Source organism: Bacillus cereus group sp. BfR-BA-01523 (genome assembly GCF_022662615.1).
Taxonomy (GTDB): domain Bacteria; phylum Bacillota; class Bacilli; order Bacillales; family Bacillaceae_G; genus Bacillus_A; species Bacillus_A mycoides.
Map to the genome: position 1 here is coordinate 741,401 of NZ_JAKUDX010000001.1, position 18,445 is coordinate 759,845.

Consider the following 18,445-nt stretch of genomic DNA (forward strand, 5'->3'; position numbering starts at 1 on the left):
AGGCATTCCTCTCCTCTATTCATATTGTATAGGTGGTTGCTTGATATTTCATACTCACCACACAGCTATCATCTCTACCGATGACAAAAAGTCAACATTGAATTCGTAATCATCTTCATAATGATTATTTTTACAAGCTCCATTCTGTCCTAATAAACGGTAAATCCCTCTTTTTGCATGTATGTTAACCTCAGAAATTATTTCTTTTCCATGAAACGCTCTTATTAACTGGTTTGTTTTTCATATATAAGTTATATCTGTTCCTCCTTTCATGCTTCTTTATATTTTCATCATACGCAATGAAAATCTCTTTTTCCTTACCTATTCCTTACAAATCCCTTACGTTCAAAATAGCTTCTGTGTCTCAAATCTGCCAATTAATTCTCATCAAGAAAAAACGAGAATTAAGCGAATATAAAACGATTTATATCATAAAAGATTATTTTCTACTTATTTATGAATCTCTACAAAAAGACACCAAAGAATTAACAAAGATATTGTTTCGTCTGTTTGATCTCTTACAGAAAAACGGACGAAAATCCCATAGGTATGAGAAGAAACCGTCTTTGATATCTTAGGCGTCGTATATAACCTTTCTATGCCTCACAAGCATGTAGCGTAATCCAAAAAATTAAAACCCAATAGGGTTTATCTGGTATGAAAATATTTAAAGAACTTACACTGGATCTTTAGAAAAAAGAAAAAAGCCCATCAGGCTAAGGTTTTGAAGTACCCCCTAAATGAAAATTTTCTTTCTCTACAGTTAGTTTTTTTGAGAAGTCAGCTCATTTTTTTGTTTTTGGGGTGTTTACTTTTCTTAAGTTGATGGATGTGGTCTCACCATACCATTTCGGGAAAATTGTACGTTTAGACATAATCCGGACATATTTTAAGCGTTTTCTGTACTTTAAGAGACATCTGTCCAGAAAATCTTATGTTTATGAACAGAGGATAAAACTCAATAATAGAATATTAATATTCAATTTTTATATAAAAAAATAAGCTCCGAAGAGCTTATTTTAATAATAATATCAACGCAATTATCAATGCTATTATTGAAAATACAATCATAAATAATGAAGCTCAGTCATGAGCTATCGCCCTGTTACCGTCATTGCTGCTGTGTAAATTGTATCTACAGAACCGTCAGCACTTACAATTTCAACTTTATAACGGTATGTTCCATTGTCGTAAATGTTTTCTCCATATCCTGTGAAAGTTGAAATTTCATCATTTGCTCCAGCTGGAACCCATTGATTTTGCCAATGGAAGAAAGTATCATATTCTCCCCAGTTGTCTCCATATTTCTTTTCGATGCTGACATTATAATGAATGTCCTCAGCTCGGTTATTTGTAATTCTTGCAATTACGTTTCCACCAAAAGTGTATTCCGTAGCGTGAACTTGAACTGTAACACCATTCACCGTTTCGCTAGGACCACAGATGTAATGACAATCTTCACTTGCTTGTGCTTCAGGTGTGTTAATGTTCATAACCGTCAAACCGCCTAAAGCTAAAGCTACTGTTAATGCAATTGTAGCTAATTTTTTCATGATAATTCCTCCTATTAACCGTTATAAGTGAATGTTTTTGTTTTTACGTATTCATTGCCAGCATAAAAAGATTTCTATGTCTCATTTTTATCACCCTTCAGCTTATATAATTCGACAAATGGTGATAATTTCCTGCAAATAAAATAAAAAAGCACTCCCGCAGGAATACTTATTCAAATTCAATTTCTGTTTTATTGTCTGATGTGAAGTATCTTATGGTTGTTTTGCCGTATTCTTGCAAGCCACTCTGCGCAACGGCGTCTTTTAACTTTGTTCTCGTTCTGTAGCCGAAATTTTCCCGTAGGCCTTCGTCTGCATTTGACAATGCTGTTTTGTCAACGAAAACATATAAGACATACAAGTTATTTTCTTTTTTTAATTCAACCGCTGTAACAGTACCGCCGAAATATTCTTTAATTTCTTTGGTTCTACGTTCAAAACTTTTCATCATTCGTGTTTGCTCATCTTTTGGTTGTTCTGTTTTCGCAGTTGTTTGTTGTGCTTTTGGCTTCTCTTTTTGAACCACTTCTTTTTCGCCGCAAGCCGCTAACATTGCAACCGATAAACCAACTGCTAATACTGATTTCTTCATCATTTTAATCCTCCCAATATAAACACCTAAATATTAGTATACTATGAAATTTATTGCTGAATATGAAAAAGATGCCCATTAAGGGGTACCGCCACATCGCTATCAAGCTAATATTTTTAACTACCCCCATAACGAAAATTTTATACATCGTTGACTATTGATAATGATACGTTATGTAGACCTCACAGATAGATATGGGCATACAGTTCTTCTTTTATGGTACACTTCAATAAAAGGGGGGGAAGAGGTTTGAAAAAGTGGATTAAAATCACATCAACCTTAGTTATTGCTATAGCAGTTGGTATTTTTACTGGCTACAAAGTCGGTACGTATGCAGGTTCAGACGTTAAGGAAAAGCAGACTGAGAGAATTAAAGGGGAAGAGGTAATACTTGACCTCAACTCTGATCGTCATATAATCAATGCAATGCACAAAATGACTCATCAAAAAGTATTATCCCACGAAAAGCAAGGATTTATCAAAATGACTCCAGAAAACATCGGAAAAATACGTCAAGCGATTGATGAAAGTAATAGTGGAACCTTACAACATAAAGAACAGTACCTTAAGATTTTGGTTCGTTGGTATGAAGGCGATTTCTCTCAATCGGTTGAGGAGCATAATTTATTATGGGAATGGGACAATAGCAGCACTGGTAAAGCATACGAATTAGCGACACCGGAACAAGAAGAAGCATACATTTTAGAACAAGCGAAATCTGAAAAACAATAAAGGGGTATCGTCACCTCGCTATCAAACTAATAAAAAGAAATGCCCCCTAAAATGAAAAAATACGCTATTCTTTCTGTAGAATCATAGGAAAGGATGGCGTTTCTGTATATTGTTACAAAAAGAATAGCGTTTTTTCGCTTTATAAATACAATTTCTTTTTCAGTAAAAAATGTGGGTGGTACCCCTCTAATACCCCAGAAGGAAAAGAAGAGTTTGAATTCTTTAACGTACAAGGAGTTCCATATATCATTGTAAACGATCATGAAAATAACACCCCAAAAATCAATTCTTGGATTCAGCACTCAATCATTAGAAGAGGCTATTTTATAATAATCATCCCAAAAAAAGAAACGAACAAAAATGTTCGTTTCTTTTTCATGGTGTTTAATGCTCAAGAAAACTTATAACCGCATAAGTATATAGAACGACTAGAGCAAAGGCACATATTCCCATAATTATAATCGCTAGTGCGCTTTTCTCTTGTCTAAACCCTATAATTCCAAGAATAAATGCACTCCACATTGTTACCTTAAGCATTGTAGAAAGGTTGGGAATTGAATATCCACTCAACCAGGTAGAGAAACTTACAATTACGGAAAAAGAGAACAAAGTTAGAACAATAGATAATATATTAATGTGCTTCCCATACTTCAGTTGCATTTCGCTACCCCCTTTTCTTTTCATTAGTGAATAATAGGTAGATGACTACATTTTTATTTTATTCTAAATTTTCTTGAAAATATACAACAAAAAGAAGAGGTTGTCCCAAAAGTCGCTGAATAGTTACTTTTGGGCAACCTCTTTTCTTTATTTTTTACTTTCCTCTAGTTTAGAGATACTTGCTTCTTTTTCAGGTAACGTATCAACAAAATCCTTTTGAGATTTTAATAGGTCAGATTATTGTATCCAAGCCTTAAGATCATCTAAAGATTTACGGGCTTCTTTTTCACTTCTTCTACAAATTCCCATGTCTCTCCGTTATCTTTTGATTGATAAAGTGCACTACTATCGCCATTGTAGTCTCCATCTGCCCCTTGTCCCACTAACATATTAAAAACCCCATCTTTCTCATATGGCATACTAGGAGAATCAAAAGGACTTATTGTGGACTGTGTATGATCTAATTTGACTTCATGCGGCGGATATTCTACCTTTTTGAAAGATACCCCCCCATCATCTGTGCGATATAACTCTCCCTCATTACCAGAAGGTCTAACTGCTCCTAAAAACCCAAGTTTATCATTTATAAAAGTGATTCCTGATACACTACCAATCCCCCTATTAAATGGGTCTGGATTGATAACCTCCCATGTTTCCCCTTCATCACTAGTCTTGCTTAATGAATAAAAGGCGCTCCCTAATGCTTTATCTGTCATATTTAGTTTATAACCAACTTCTTTTGATAGGAAAAACTGTTCTTTTTCATTCTTTAAATCTTGTTGTTTCTTCTCTTTAAGCCTATCTTCATTTGGAGGCGTCTTTGATTTACTCCAACTTGCGTCACATATTAAGTTATATCTAGCAGGTACTAGCTCTTTCTCTTTTCCAGGGACAAATATAGATACAGTATATCCAATGATTTCAGAAGCTGCTTCTTTAAGACTCTGCCCCTTACCATCCTCAGTAATATTAATAATCCCCTCTGTATTGGATCCCCAATTTCTTTTTCCATAATAAATCAACCCATACTTACTTTCATTCCACTTTCTAACCGTTTGCTTAACTGGAATCGCCTTAACCGTTTTAATTAAAGGTTCTACTAATTTATCATCATCATAATCAGGCTTTGCATACCCGTCTCGTATTATAGTAATATCTTCTGATTTCTTCTTATTATAAGAGATTAAATAAGTTTCTTCTTTCCCATCAACATTTTTCCCATAAACAAATGTATCAAACTCTGTGATTGTTCCATCTGAATGAAATGTAAGATCAAAATCAGTTGCCATATACAATTTCTTTGGCAAAGGATGTTTTTTATTTATATCTTCAAAAATACCTTCTACTCCAGATTCATATATATTATTATGTTTAAGTTTAACTGACCTTTCATGTTTTAACCTTTCTATAAACCATGCCAATTTGCCATTGTAATTTATTGCACTTTGATAAATCTGCATCCCATAAAATGATGTAATTGCAACAATAATGATAATAGAAATGGATCTCCATGCTATTGAATTAGTTAATTTTTTAGATTCATATTCTCTATTTTTTATCACCCGCATTGTAGTAAATGTAATCATGGATATAAAAAGTACTATACATAATAACAAAATATAAATATTATAATTCATCCTTCCGTACTTACAGTATAAGGCTAACTCATAACAAAAAATGCCGTATACAATTATTAGTATTGGATTTGTTACTAATGACAGAAGTAACCTTTTTGCATTTTCCCTAAATATAGAAATCACTCCTAATTACATGAATTACTGATATTAAGTATACTTTATTGTAAAGTAACAAAAAAGCTATTTAATCTTGCCGCCAAAAATACAATAGACATCTGTCTATGTAAATGGCAGTTGTCTATTAAAGCCGTTTAAAAATCTAGTTGTTTCATAGACAATGGATTTTTGAGTGAATACTAAAGTTGCTTCATTTGGGAGCCAAATAATGAAAATGAACCCTCATAATAAACATAACAAATAGAGTATTTGCATTTAAACTCTATAAAACTCAAATGTATTTTTTTCTAGACATATTGCTTCATCGGAATTTTTGATAATAATATCAAAACATTGACTGTATGGATGCATAAACACTTCGTACTGAATCCGACGTTCTGCATGAGACCGCCTTAAATAATTGATATCGGCTCTCCTTTCAGCAATATCGCGGCTAGACCTTCTCATTAATTCTGTTTCACCATCTGCATAGAAGTAAATTTTTAAATCAAATAAATTGGGATTAATAAATGCGACACTCATTCCTTCTACAATCATTAGTTGAATAACCTAAGGCTGCTTCGGTAGCCATTTTTTTGTACCAACTGGCAGTTTAGTTTTCAATATGCGAAAAGGGATTTCTAAGTGATTAATTGAATATATATTTATTGTTTACTAATTTTTGAGAGGCCCCATTATGGGAGATAAACTTTACTGTATTGCTATCAAGTTCTTAATGAAGAAAGACTAAGAGCTTCGCACGGTTCTGTAATAACTTATAGTAATGCTGTGACAGGATCTCCTATTAGTGAGATAGGGTATTTTTTAATTTATTTATTATAATAACGTACCACGAAATTGCAACTCTCGTCCTCAAGAATTATTTCTTTTGGGTGAAAGTTTTTTTATTATATAAGTTTCATTCTGTCATAATTTAAAGTTTTCGAGAGGAGAAATGATATGAATTCTATTTTATTAGATGTTCCGTTACAAATAGAAACAGACAGACTAATTCTTCGAGCACCACTTCAAGCTGGTGACGGGAATGTCGTACACCAAGCTATTAAGGATTCAATTAATGAGTTAAAACAATGGTTGCTTTTATTCCAGTCAATTCCTACTGTTGAAGAAACTGAAATTATCCTGAGAAATGCCCATATAGATTTTTTAAAAAGAGAAAGCTTTCGCTATCTTATCTATCTTAAGGGTACTAATGATTTTATTGGAACTGCTAGCCTTCACGGAATTAATTGGAAAATTTCTAAATGTGAAATTGGATACTGGATTAATACGCAATTTAGTGGCAATGGATATATGACAGAAGCAGTAAGTGAGTTAACAAATCTTGGATTTCAGTTACTCAAATTTAGAAGGATTGAAATACGCTGTGAATCTAATAACACTAAAAGTCGTGCGATCCCTGAAAAACTAGGTTTTGAGCTTGAAGGGATATTACGTAATGAAGATCTTTCAGCTGACGGTAAAGAACTAACTGATACCTGCATCTATGCAAAGGTACATTAGATTGAAATTTTAATACTCAATTGCGTCTGTGTACATAGTTTATTCCCCTTCTAATCCATTATTGTGATTTGTTTAGAACTATAGTACATCAATATATTTAAAATGAAATGTACTGAAATAGTATATTCTATTGTTACAATCATTTTATAAATAAATTACTTCATGAAGTTATAAAATTAGGACCGTACATATTAGACATATCTAAAATGTACGGTCCTTTTGTTTACTAGTGGTTCACTTATCTAACCTAAAGATAAGTATGTGGTCCTTTTACAATTTGAATTTCTTTGTAAGCTTCTTATATTTTCTATATGAACGTCGAACAATGTTTAACATGAAATACGGTATTTTAACAGGGAAAGGCAATTTATAAATGAAAGGCAAGTAAAATGTAAAATATGCCTTTTCTAAGTCTCTCCACTTACTATCTTCTTTTGTTTTTAAGAAATCAGATACATCGACTACATATCCCCTTCCATTTTCCATCATCACATTTTTTCCGTGAACATCACAGGGAGTTAATCCTTGCTCCCTTGCATACTCTATAGCTTCATTGATATCAAGGATTACCTGCTTAGGAATTTTAATCCCCTTATGAATAGCATCGTATAAGGTAATTTCTTTTAAACGTTTCAATACTATGAAATTTTCTCCTTTATATATAAGATTCGAATAAGAAGGATGATTTCCGATTCTTCGGTATACTTCTGACTCTTTTTCAATTCCTTCTCCTTCTCGCGCGTAAACTTTCACTACCCAATCTTTGTATTCTTTGTGCATAAATACTGCGGCATAATTACCTGTCCCTAAACACTTCCAAAGTCTAGGAATATCTTTAACTACTATAGGCTCGAATTCATCCTCACTTCTTATGCTTACCTCTTTTAATAATTCGTCCTTTATCAATCTCACAAAACTATTTATACTCATCATTTCCACTCCGGTTTTGCTAAAAGGGATACTACCCCATACCCATCAAGTTAAAAAGTACCTTCTTCCCTAATACGAAAAAAATGAGCAGACTTCACTAAGTAACTAACTGTAGCGAAATAAATTTTTCATTTAGGGGGGGACTTCAAAATCTTAAAATGGATATTCTACGCAAATATATATTATTGATACAATAAGTTATTTTAACTTCACATAATTATATTATACAAAAACTCAGCAAATACCGTTACAAAAAGTGTACAAGCCATATCTACTCTCTCTAAATAGTTTATTGCGAATCTATTTTAAGGAGAATTCTTACATCACAATTTCATAAATCTAAGGTTTCAAACTATTCATTACGAAAAAAAGACCGTATCACTACGGTCCTTTTCTCGCTCTTATGCAAACACTATGACTGTGTAACTTTATTAGAAACAAGTAGTTTTTCAATACATATAGGTAACATATCTAATAACGTTTCAAATGCGTAATTTACGTCCAGACGCTCCGTCCATTGATGTGCATCTTTTCCTACTGGTCCCATATTTAATACTGGAACGTCAAACTCTTCTAATTCCTCTAGTGGAATCGAATAACCTTTATCCCATAATGGCATATTGTCTACAAGAGAACTCATTGAATCCAATGGGTTTTGTAAGCCCACATAGCTTAAATCTGAAATTCCTCCAAAATAATTTTGGTTTTCAAATGTAATGCTATGATTATAATGGGCATACTTTTCCATTTCTACAACTACCTCTTTAATTAAAGGATTGTTGCGTGAACTCACAGCTGGATAGTATGGCGGCGCAAAGAAAAGTACAATCATTGGAGCCTTTTCTTTACATAAGATAGATAATTTGTCTACTAAATCAATAGTTACTGCACGATCATCTTTATCTTCTCTATTTTTTATAATATCGGATTGAATTTCATCTATTTTTTCTCTTCCATGTTGTTCAATTGCATAAGCGATAAGCTCTTCATACGTTAATACATTTACTTTAAGATTCGGCGGTATGAACGGATTATACTTAGAAAAATGATACGCTCGCTCCTCATACGATTCTTCGATTTTCTCTGCTACTTTCGTTACTTTTTGGCGTAACAATGAAACTACATCTGTCATCGTTTTTTCTAGTAAAAACAAATTAAATAATGTGACAGCACGATGAGGAATTTGTACAGAATAATCCTCCTTTAAATCTCTTTGAAGCAAGTTAGTTGGTGGTGGACTCGCTTCCCCTTCTACAATATCACAAAGGTCCGTATTCAACTCTAATTCCGCTGTTAATAATGCAGCCATATAGCTCCCATTTAATCCTGCAAAAGGTTCGCCTACATGTGTCTCTTTTCCATAGCAAAGGAAACCAGGTAACACCTTACCAATAGAACCAGTATAAATGTACTTATTTTGGTCACCAGGATGTCTTGAAAACATAGGCTCTGAATTTAGGACCGTTTTATACTCTAAGTCATGTTCTTTTGCTAAGTCTAATAATCTTGGAACAGCAGCTCTCATCCCTACAGAGTTCACTTCTTCATCTGGAACGGCCAATAAAAGAACATTCCCATCAAATCTTCCTTCACAAGCTTGCTCAACCATCGCCATTTGTAAAGCTAGACCACATTTCATGTCCATTGTTCCTCTACCAAATAGCCAATCTCCTTGTTCAATATCTTCACGTACATGATCTGGTAGCTCATCTTTATGAGAATAAAACATAGATGTTAATTTTTTAGGGTTAAATGCATCTTCTTTCCACACTCCGTAATCTTGTACATCTACAACATCAAAGTGACTAACAAGAATTACGGTATTTTTCGTACTATCACTTTTCTTTACTAGGGCTGTAACAAAATATCGTCCATCCCCCGTCGGATTTTTTTGCAAATGATGCGGATTTTGTTTGAAATACTGTAAATCAGATAGTTGTTCTACAACAAAGTCTGGCAATATAACTTCAGCTTCTGAACCTGTAATACTAGGAATTTCAACAAGATTGCTTAATAATTGAACCAATTGTTCTTTAGATTGCCACTTTGACATATAAATCCCCCTATTTTTCCGCATTATGAAATTCATTTCCAATATATGAATAAAAAATGACGACAGCTATCAAAATTATAATTTTGCCGTTTGGCAAGCTTATGGTTCTTTTTGTTTGCGGCAAACATATGCTTCCAGGATTTGAAGAATATTTTTAATATCGCTTTTAAATAAAATCACTGTTTTTATAAAAAAGCGCGATGTTTTGCCCCTTTGGATCTGTTTATCTAAAGAGATGTTTTTATAGTGAAAAGAAGATCTGAACTGAAAGGCGGATTAAGAAACTGCTGAGTAGCAATAAAGTTACTCCACTAAAGGGCCAGATTGTTGAGGAACGTTTTCAGGAAATTAGATTATTCGAGTTTGAATATATCATTGAGATTATGAAGGTTTTTTACTTAAACTGCCGGGGCAGTAATACTCAATTAAAAATAATGGTAAAGTTAGCGAAAAGAAGAAGGATTGAAAATCGTATAGATTCATTCATTGTAATACATTTTAAGTTTTTGTGTGGCGAGGTATTTGAGAAGTAAGAATGATTTCATCAAAAAAACATTGAAGCTCCAACGGGTTTTTATATTACTATTTTTCCAGACCCAATTTAACATCACAAATTACAAATAAACAATCTATACTTTTGGTTAGATTTTTTATATAGTTTGATTGACAGCAAAACCTAAGAAAAGGGGTGTTATTCATTGAGAATCACTTGTCACCTTGATCAATCTGATTTACAGGAGTATATGCAAAAAGTCTTTGGTACCAGTTATTTGGTTTCTAGTGTAACGAAAATGCATGGCGGTGCACAAAAGGTAGTCTATAAGATTGATTGCAGCAATGGATTTTCCTGCGTTCTGTATGTTTGGGATCTTACCATGAATTATTTTCAAGAAGAAATAGCAAACCGAGATATACATGAGCACTCCTATAGTAGTGATTTATTTGAATTAAATAACAAGTATTTAATTCAACAAGGAATTCAAACTCCCCTTCTATATGATCTGAATAAGGAAAGAAACCGTCATCCTTATGATTATGCTCTCGTTGAATATGTAAATGGACAAAAGGCAGAAGTTTATTTTCAACATTCCGATTCATATGTTAAAGATAAAGTGTTTCAGCGGATAGGAGATATGCTGGCAGACATGCATGCCAACGAGAGACTTACTCATGGGAAAGTGAATCAAAGTGGGATCAACACGGAAAAATGTCATCACTTGCAAATGAAGAATGCAAAAAGAGATTTAGATTACGCATGCCAACATATTGACAGCATCAGGGCTAGTCATAGCAATCTACTCGATACATTGTACGAGCTTGAATCAAAAATTGAAACAAGAAGTCGTTATGGATTTATACATGGGGAACTCGGCCCCGATCATGTATTAATTAATAACAAACTAGAACCTTATTTGATTGATATCGAAGGAGCCGAGTTCTTTGATATTGAGTATGAGCACAGTTTTTTGCAGTTTCGATTTGGGGATTATTATCGATATTTAAAGAATGATACTCTCGACCCCAACAGGATGTTATTCTATCGATTCCATCATCATATATCCTTAACTTCAGGCGGGTTGAGATTGCTTCACAGAGGATTTCCGAATCAACAATTTGCAAAAGATCTAACCGATTACCATTCCCGTTGTGCACTACGTTTTATTGAAGGTTGAACTTATGTCATTAAAAATTTAAAGATAGACAGGAGTTAAATACAATGATAAAAGGTTTCGGAGGAATATTTTGGAGAACTAAAAATCTTGATGTTATAAAAAAATGGTACAGTGAAGTGTTGAAGATTGAAATAGAAAATTGGAACGGGACTGTGATTAAACCCGAATTAGGAACTGAGACTATCTTTTCTTTCTTTGCCGAGAATGATAGTTATTTTCCTACAGAACAACAAGTGATGTTAAATTTCCAAGTACATAATCTAAACGAGACTATTCAGCATCTTGAACAAATTGGCGTACCTCTTGAAAAGAAAGAAGAGATTAGTGAATTTGGAAAGTTTATTTGGATTAAAGATCCTGAAGGTCGATTGATCGAACTGTGGGAGAAATAGCCGGTTGCAATCATTTACTATTAAGCTAACGATTGCTTTAGTTCAATAAAAAAAGTTGATTCCTTTGAAGTGCACCTTCGTTTATTAGACACAGTCTAACAATCGGAGGTGCACTTTTTTAATCTAAATTAATACTTTTAATAAAATCAAAATGATTTTCATCAGCTAATTTATCGATATAACCTGTTATATACAGATTTGCTTTAGATACTTCTGTATTCTTAAACTCAGAATAAAAATCAGGAGAAAATGATACTTCTAAAACAATACTATCCCCAGGTTTAATATTTAACTTATTACCTTTAGCTAACACTCTAAATGGATTTGTTGTTTGTCCAGAAACAGTAGGTGATTTAGGAAATGAAAACATAACATTATTTTGTGCGATAATATAATCGGTATTATTCGTCATTTTTATTTTATAAGATATTTCAGTGTTCATATTAATATTTTTAGAAATTAATTCATAGACTATTCCATTTTCAACATCTGCTTGTTTAAAAGTAATATTATTTTTACTAGAACAAGCACTCAAAATAAAAAACAAAACCAATATGATTATTCCACATTCTTTTTTCATTGATCTATTACCACCTATCAGTAAACACTATATTCTCTTTGGATTGTCGTACCATTTGAAACGTACGTAACACTAGTAATACTCTAAAAGCTAGAATTAGAACCGATAATGACAGTAGCGTCCAGTTCCTTGTTTCTAGCGACTTTTGTGCTAAGCCCAGCACCAGCAAAGATTTCAAAGGCCTGGGGTGCCTGAACTTCGCTCGTCTCTATCAAAAGATGTCCATCCAAAGCTAACCAGAGTAAAGCTTCTTCTGCTACTCTTCGCAGAATGTTAAGACCATCTTCTCCTCCGTCAAGCGTTACATTTGGTTCATATAGGCGTGCCTCCCGGGGGAGAAACTTTATTATTTCAGTAGGAACGTAAGGTACGTTCGCAACTAGGATATTTACATGGCCCTTAAGTGAGTCTGGTAGAGCTTTATACAAGTCACCTTCAAAAGCATGACCGCCAAAATTCGTTACATTGCGGCTAGCGCATTGTACTGCGGTAGGGTCAATGTCAACAGAATACAATTCAACTCGTCCCAAAGCTGCTGCCAGTGCTGCGCCCACCGCACCTGATCCACAACATAGGTCAACAATGATATCGCTAGAACGTGACAGAGCCTCTGTTTGATGAACAAGGAACTCGGTACGTTTACGCGGTACAAAAACGCCTCGATCCACTTCTATTCGTAGACCACAAAACTCCGTGTATCCAACAACGTATTCCAGAGGTAAACCGTTGACTCGCATTTCTACCATTTTCATAAGGTCCTCTGGAGTTAGTGCCTCTGACATAAGTAACCGGGTCTCATCTTCTGCAAAAACACAACCGGCACTTCGAAGCTTGCTAACTATATATTTTTCCATTTTCATATCCAAAAATAAATTTATTTTATTCTCTATATTATCTCACCACTTTTGATAAATTTTGTTTGTAATTCAGAATTCGTTAAAAATAGCTAATATCCTTTTTCAATAACCTGATTCTTACATAAACTGTCATTTGATGGACATATTCGTCTATGACCATCTCTTTCCCTTGTATATAGAGCATTCTTTTCAATTTCTGTTTTCGTCAAATCTAATTAACAGAGATATAAACGAAAACACATATTTTTACACTATTTCGATTTATATATACAAACTATAATTTTAACGTTTTGGGCTATTTGCTTTGCTTAAGTTGATTTGCATAGATACTACCCCCCTTTGAAATATTTCAGTTCAAAATGAAATAATATTTCAACATAGACTATCAATCTACCTAGACATTATGACAATCACCTTAAATATCTGAATTTTCCATATATTAAAGGATATTACTCAAACAACCTCGAACATTGTAATAAATATACATAAGGAGGTTGATTTATTTTGTTTCGTTCATTTACAAATGGATGTGTTGCCCTTGTGCAGCGTTTCTTACCAGAACCGTTTATTTTATCATGTTTATTAACTGTTTTCGTTATCTTCTTCGGTATGTTTGCAACGCACCAAACACCGGTCGAAATGATTACGCATTGGGGCAATGGCATTTGGGGACTTCTCGCCTTTTCTATGCAAATGGCTCTTGTACTCGTGACAGGATCTGCATTAGCAAACGCTCCTCTTATTAAAAAAGGATTAACGAGAGCAGCGAAATTACCGAAAACAAATGGACAAGGTATTATTGCTATTTCAATCGTAAGTTTACTAGGAGCATACATAAACTGGGGATTTGGTATTGTTGTATCGGTTTTATATGCAAAAGAAGTGGCCAGACAGTTAGAAGGATTAGATTATAGGTTAGCAATTGCTTCTTCCTACTCTGGATTTCTCATTTGGCATGCAGGCCTTTCTGCTTCTATCCCTCTTACGTTAGCAACTGGCGGCGAAACGTTAATTAAAACGACAGCTGGAAGTATTAAAGAAGCTATTCCAATAACAGAAACGTTATTCTCACCATACGCACTCGTGCCAGTTATTATTTTTCTCGTTACGATGCCTCTCATTAACCGGGCCATGCATCCAGATGAAAAACATACGATAACTGTAGATCCTAGCGTATTCCATGAAGAAGCTGCCGCTCAAGAAGTAGGGAACAATACGTTCGCTGAAAAAATGGAAAATAGTATGATTATTACACTTTGCATCGGATTATTAGGTCTTATTTATATTTTTAACTATTTTAGTACGAAAGGCTTTAACCTTACACTTGATATCGTTATTTTTATGTTATTAATTGCCGGTCTTATTTTCCACCGTACTCCGATTCAATATATTCGCGCTTTCTCTGACTCAACTAAGAGTGCTTCAGGCATTTTACTTCAGTTTCCGTTCTATGCTGGAATTATGGGGATGATGATTGGAGTAAATAGTGAAGGGCTTTCGCTTGGAGGAGCTATTTCTACTTTCTTTATTAGTATTTCAAATGAAACCACATTCCCGCTCTTTACATTTTTAAGTGCTGGCATTGTAAATATTTTCGTTCCATCTGGAGGCGGTCAATGGGCAGTGCAAGCACCAATTATGATTCCAGCTGGCGCTGAACTTGGTGTACCTGCCGCGAAAACAGCGATGGCAATTGCATGGGGGGATGCTTGGACAAATTTAATTCAACCTTTCTGGGCATTACCGGCATTAGCGATAGCTGGTTTAGGCGCGCGTGATATTATGGGATTTTGTGTTGTTAACTTACTATATGCAGGATTTATCATTAGTCTATGTTTCTTATTTATTTAAACGAAAAGCTAGTTTTATACTAGCTTTTTTATATAATAAATCATTCGTTATCTATACAGCTTATTACCTTCCTCCACTCTACCTCTGCATGATTTAATGCTTCATATGTAAACAAATCTTCACATACTTTTTCAATCATATGAGGATTGTTCTTAAGGAAATTCCACTGCAATACTTTAGGAAGAAAATATGTTTCATATTCTTTACTTCCCTTTATTACCTCATCAACTTCTCTTTCACAAATCCCTCTTATTAAATAGTCATTTCTTAATTGTATCTGAATTTGTTTTAACGTTTCACTACACTTCTTCAATTGGACTAAACACTTAATATACGTACGAAAAAGTTCGTCATCATACTTACAGCACTTTATAATACGATCGATTTCATTCATAATGTACGAGCCGCTTCTTCTATTTGTAACAGCCATTTTTCACGCTTCGTTACTTTACTCGTTTTCACAGATTGAAAAGCAGAACGTTTTATATTGCGAATACCACAAAAACGCAAAACCCCTCTTTTCATCATAATCCAATCCGCTGATCGATATAATAGTGCTACGTACCATAACGGTGAGTCTAACGTATTAATAACCCACGCCTTCTTACCTTTAAATAAGCCTTTCGGTAATGCCCCCTCATATTTATAAGCAAATCCAGCTACAAAAATACGATCGATAAATCCTTTTAAAATAGCAGGCATGCCCCACCACCATATCGGATATATGAAAAGAAGAATATCCGCCTTCTGCACTAATTCTCTATATCGCTTCGTCTCTTCTTCATTTAGTAAATCACGTCTTTTCTTCTCTTCATTAAATACAAGCACTGGATCAAATTGTTCTTTATATAAATCAAGTAGCGTAACAGAATGATTTGTTTCCTCAAATCCTTTTTGCACATGCTCTAAAATTGCCCCATTAAAGCTTGAAGGATTAGGATGAGCATATATAATTAGTACGTTCACTACAAAACAACTCCCTCTTTAGTTAAAGTTTCCCCTTCTTTAACATCTTCTCTACAATTTGCACATTTTTCGAACTTTGTAACAAACGATTTAATACTGTTAGTAACTCTTCTTTTTCTAAACCTTTCAATTGCTCTTTAACTGTACTCTCACCAGCACCTTGAATTTCATACACAACTGCCGCCATATGTTTACAATAATTTTCATAAGGACACTCGCAACTACTTTCTGCAAAATCTTCAAGATCAATAACTACTTCATAATTTCCTGCATTACCAGTCACAAAAGCAAATACTTTATTATCATGTACTTCAACATCTTCTACATGTCCCTCTTCATAATATTCATAACCTCTATCAACAATATATTTCGGAATATACCTATGTAGTTCTTTTAATAAATATGCAACACCTCTTCCTTTAATTCCCTTTTGACTTCCAAAATCCTGCATGTTATTCTAATAACTGTCAAGTAGCGAGTCTACGTGACAAACGACTGACACCTATTCGGCGAAGGTGTCTCTTTTCATTTGCAGCCGATATGAAGTGCCTCTTTCAGGCACATTCAATCTTTGACACTACACACTCAACACCATTCCCTTGTATCAGGCTGCTTTAGCAGTCTTTTACGCTACATACTTCGTTATTTCAAGAAAAAAAGAGAGCCTAGCTCCCTTTTCCCGCTTTATAAAATACCCCTTTTTCAGCATAGCGATATTCATCATCAGCTAAAGTAATTTTCCCATCCAGTTTGAGTTCATCTAATAGTCTTGATAAATAAAATTGATGTAACATTTTTTTAGTGAATTTTCCTTCATGATGCGAAACGATATGTTCTTGAATATCTAACAATGATATTGGCTTATCTTGCTCTATCATATATTCATAAACTGTACTACGCAGTTTTACGTATTTTTCGAGTGTCACAGTACTTCGCAACCCCTTTCTTCTTATTATATGTTTTCGTAATCGGTTTTTTTGCAACAAAAAAACCTCTCCGATAAGAAGAAGTTACGTATATCTTCGTCTTATCTCCCAGAACAAATATGTTCTGCTGGAATTAGCACCTGCATCGCGGTTGCTGGGTTTCATCGGGCCAGTCCCTCCACCTCTCTGGATAAGAAAATATTCACTTTAAATTTAACTATACGTAATTTTATTATAATTGTCAAATAAATATAAAAAATTATATTTTCTTCTTTATTGTTCATACTACAAAAAGATGTACAAAAGGAGGCTACTACTTTGAAAAAGAATGCTCGTGGATACGTACAAGATTCTTTTCATTCCTTACAAGAAGCGAAACATTGTTTAGAAGATGCATTACAGACTGTTGAAGAAGATTTTAATCGCGCACGTATTGAACAATCCCTTTACGCTGTAGAGCAAGCTCTTCAACGTTGCGATTACACCGTTCACATTTTAGAACAAGAATGAAAACTTCCCATCAAAAGATGGGAAGTTTGTTTCAAATGGCATACTTCATCATTATTACCGTTATTATTAAAAAATATACAGAATTAACAATTTCTAAAATCCCTACTTTTAATATAGAAATCTTTTTGCCATACAACATAATGGCCCGAATTACACTTGGTACAAATATGAGTGAACACCATGGATTTATAGCAAATACAATTACCGTTAATACAATATGGTATCCCCAAGATATAAAACGATACTTCGGATTATTTTTTTCACGAATCATCGTTTTCACATAAAACGTACTTCCTAAAAAATATAGAAATGAAATAAGCGTAATGAATAATGCTGTTTTATCTATTAATTTCATGGAGAAATAATAACTGATTAAACCACCTATACAAAACACTATAATCGCACAAACATCATTTAGTAATGCTCGTTCATTTTTTTGACGAGCGTAATACATATTTACAATAAACAATGGAATCATTAATACTGCGAATAAAAGAATTCGCCATTCATATAATAAAGAAATCGTCCCAAATACAAATGCAATGATAAAATAAATAATTGCAGCGTGTAGAAATTCTTTTTTTCGTCTTTGCCTTATGTACATGAGAAATGGATACGTAGCTAGATAGATAAAGAACCAGGCTAAAAACAGTGGGATATGATAAAAAGTAGGTTTACCAAGTAATACACTTAATAGAAATGGTATGACAAGCATCGCCCATGCTCCATGTTGCTTCGGAATAACTAACTTCATTAACTATACACCTCCCTCTTGAAAATAGTTCTCACCTACTATTATACAAATAAATTCATATAATAACGGACATATATTGAATCTATTTTTTGACAATAAAAAATGCTCCTTACAATATGTAAGAAGCATGAAAGAGGCAAACGAATATGTAAGTCGCGA

General features: G+C 33.8%; 19 protein-coding genes, 2 pseudogenes and 1 riboswitch. Of the genes and pseudogenes, 7 read left to right on the forward strand and 14 right to left on the reverse strand.

All coding sequences use genetic code 11. The features are described 5' to 3' along the window. Positions 1–365 precede the first annotated feature (365 nt). Positions 366–622, forward strand: a pseudogene (locus MR066_RS03780) (IS4 family transposase); the annotation flags it as partial. 472 nt (positions 623–1,094) lie between these two features. Here the strand turns inward: MR066_RS03780 and MR066_RS03785 are convergent. Together MR066_RS03785 and MR066_RS03790 are read right to left on the reverse strand one after the other, a co-directional pair. Beyond that, positions 1,095–1,553 (reverse strand): hypothetical protein, encoded by a 459-nt coding sequence (locus MR066_RS03785; protein ID WP_002084479.1) that lies wholly within the window; start codon positions 1,551–1,553, stop codon positions 1,095–1,097. 169 nt (positions 1,554–1,722) lie between these two features. Beyond that, complete coding sequence (locus MR066_RS03790; protein WP_088039811.1) at positions 1,723–2,148, reverse strand: hypothetical protein; 426 nt, start codon at positions 2,146–2,148, stop codon at positions 1,723–1,725. A 246-nt stretch (positions 2,149–2,394) separates the two neighbouring features. Between MR066_RS03790 and MR066_RS03795 the strand changes: the two genes are divergently transcribed. After that, entirely contained in the window at positions 2,395–2,877 is a 483-nt protein-coding gene (locus tag MR066_RS03795; protein WP_242246030.1) for a PRK06770 family protein, read from the forward strand. A gap of 384 nt (positions 2,878–3,261) precedes the next feature. On the opposite strand, the gene MR066_RS03800 is transcribed toward MR066_RS03795, so the two are convergent. From MR066_RS03800 to MR066_RS03810, 3 genes and pseudogenes are all read right to left on the reverse strand, one after another. Continuing rightward, the gene (locus tag MR066_RS03800) at positions 3,262–3,537 is read right to left on the reverse strand and encodes a hypothetical protein (protein WP_002084476.1); all 276 of its coding nucleotides are present in this window, start codon (positions 3,535–3,537) and stop codon (positions 3,262–3,264) included. Positions 3,538–3,800: 263 nt separating this feature from the next. Further along, positions 3,801–5,297, reverse strand: coding sequence for a WD40/YVTN/BNR-like repeat-containing protein (locus MR066_RS03805; RefSeq protein ID WP_309145084.1), 1,497 nt, complete (start codon positions 5,295–5,297; stop codon positions 3,801–3,803). A 249-nt stretch (positions 5,298–5,546) separates the two neighbouring features. Further along, a pseudogene (locus MR066_RS03810) lies at positions 5,547–5,834 on the reverse strand (hypothetical protein); the annotation flags it as partial. A 396-nt stretch (positions 5,835–6,230) separates the two neighbouring features. Here MR066_RS03810 and MR066_RS03815 point away from each other — a divergent pair. Further along, positions 6,231–6,794: a GNAT family N-acetyltransferase gene (locus tag MR066_RS03815; RefSeq protein WP_242246031.1), complete on the forward strand. Its 564-nt coding sequence runs from the start codon at positions 6,231–6,233 to the stop codon at positions 6,792–6,794. Positions 6,795–7,064: 270 nt separating this feature from the next. Here the strand turns inward: MR066_RS03815 and MR066_RS03820 are convergent, their stop codons facing one another. Then, positions 7,065–7,733, reverse strand: coding sequence for a protein kinase family protein (locus MR066_RS03820; protein ID WP_080019775.1), 669 nt, complete (start codon positions 7,731–7,733; stop codon positions 7,065–7,067). Positions 7,734–8,136: 403 nt separating this feature from the next. Then, on the reverse strand, positions 8,137–9,777 hold the full coding sequence (locus MR066_RS03825) for a M20/M25/M40 family metallo-hydrolase (protein ID WP_016101011.1): 1,641 nt from the start codon (positions 9,775–9,777) through the stop codon (positions 8,137–8,139). 743 nt (positions 9,778–10,520) lie between these two features. Here MR066_RS03825 and MR066_RS03830 point away from each other — a divergent pair. Beyond that, on the forward strand, positions 10,521–11,450 hold the full coding sequence (locus MR066_RS03830) for a phosphotransferase (RefSeq protein ID WP_002190164.1): 930 nt from the start codon (positions 10,521–10,523) through the stop codon (positions 11,448–11,450). A 44-nt stretch (positions 11,451–11,494) separates the two neighbouring features. Beyond that, on the forward strand, positions 11,495–11,842 hold the full coding sequence (locus tag MR066_RS03835; protein ID WP_002033235.1) for a VOC family protein: 348 nt from the start codon (positions 11,495–11,497) through the stop codon (positions 11,840–11,842). A gap of 118 nt (positions 11,843–11,960) precedes the next feature. Here the strand turns inward: MR066_RS03835 and MR066_RS03840 are convergent, their stop codons facing one another. Together MR066_RS03840 and MR066_RS03845 are read right to left on the reverse strand one after the other, a co-directional pair. Then, positions 11,961–12,422: a hypothetical protein gene (locus MR066_RS03840; RefSeq protein ID WP_002146653.1), complete on the reverse strand. Its 462-nt coding sequence runs from the start codon at positions 12,420–12,422 to the stop codon at positions 11,961–11,963. A gap of 83 nt (positions 12,423–12,505) precedes the next feature. Further along, entirely contained in the window at positions 12,506–13,276 is a 771-nt protein-coding gene (locus MR066_RS03845) for a putative protein N(5)-glutamine methyltransferase (protein WP_242246032.1), read from the reverse strand. A gap of 507 nt (positions 13,277–13,783) precedes the next feature. Here MR066_RS03845 and MR066_RS03850 point away from each other — a divergent pair. Continuing rightward, complete coding sequence (locus MR066_RS03850) at positions 13,784–15,130, forward strand: short-chain fatty acid transporter (RefSeq protein WP_242246033.1); 1,347 nt, start codon at positions 13,784–13,786, stop codon at positions 15,128–15,130. A gap of 40 nt (positions 15,131–15,170) precedes the next feature. Here MR066_RS03850 and MR066_RS03855 read toward each other — a convergent pair whose 3' ends face one another. The 4 genes from MR066_RS03855 to MR066_RS03870 all read right to left on the reverse strand — a co-directional run bounded on the left by MR066_RS03855 (position 15,171) and on the right by MR066_RS03870 (position 17,082). Further along, positions 15,171–15,524, reverse strand: a complete 354-nt coding sequence (locus MR066_RS03855; protein ID WP_002084455.1) for a hypothetical protein — start codon at positions 15,522–15,524, stop codon at positions 15,171–15,173. After that, positions 15,521–16,096 carry an NAD(P)H-dependent oxidoreductase gene (locus tag MR066_RS03860; protein ID WP_242246034.1) on the reverse strand — a complete coding sequence of 192 codons (576 nt, stop codon included), beginning with the start codon at positions 16,094–16,096 and terminating at the stop codon, positions 15,521–15,523. Before MR066_RS03860 ends, MR066_RS03855 begins: the two co-directional genes overlap by 4 nt. Positions 16,097–16,118: 22 nt before the next feature. After that, positions 16,119–16,547, reverse strand: coding sequence for an SWIM zinc finger family protein (locus MR066_RS03865; protein ID WP_242246035.1), 429 nt, complete (start codon positions 16,545–16,547; stop codon positions 16,119–16,121). Between the two features lie 214 nt (positions 16,548–16,761). Further along, a complete protein-coding gene (locus tag MR066_RS03870; RefSeq protein WP_002110869.1) occupies positions 16,762–17,082 on the reverse strand; it encodes a hypothetical protein in 321 nt (106 codons plus the stop codon). 38 nt (positions 17,083–17,120) lie between these two features. Further along, positions 17,121–17,219: riboswitch (SAM riboswitch) on the reverse strand. 121 nt (positions 17,220–17,340) lie between these two features. Here MR066_RS03870 and MR066_RS03875 point away from each other — a divergent pair. Beyond that, on the forward strand, positions 17,341–17,532 hold the full coding sequence (locus MR066_RS03875) for a hypothetical protein (RefSeq protein WP_002084448.1): 192 nt from the start codon (positions 17,341–17,343) through the stop codon (positions 17,530–17,532). Between the two features lie 31 nt (positions 17,533–17,563). Here MR066_RS03875 and MR066_RS03880 read toward each other — a convergent pair whose 3' ends face one another. Continuing rightward, positions 17,564–18,286, reverse strand: coding sequence for a YwiC-like family protein (locus tag MR066_RS03880; protein WP_242246036.1), 723 nt, complete (start codon positions 18,284–18,286; stop codon positions 17,564–17,566). Between the last annotated feature and the right edge of the window lie 159 nt (positions 18,287–18,445).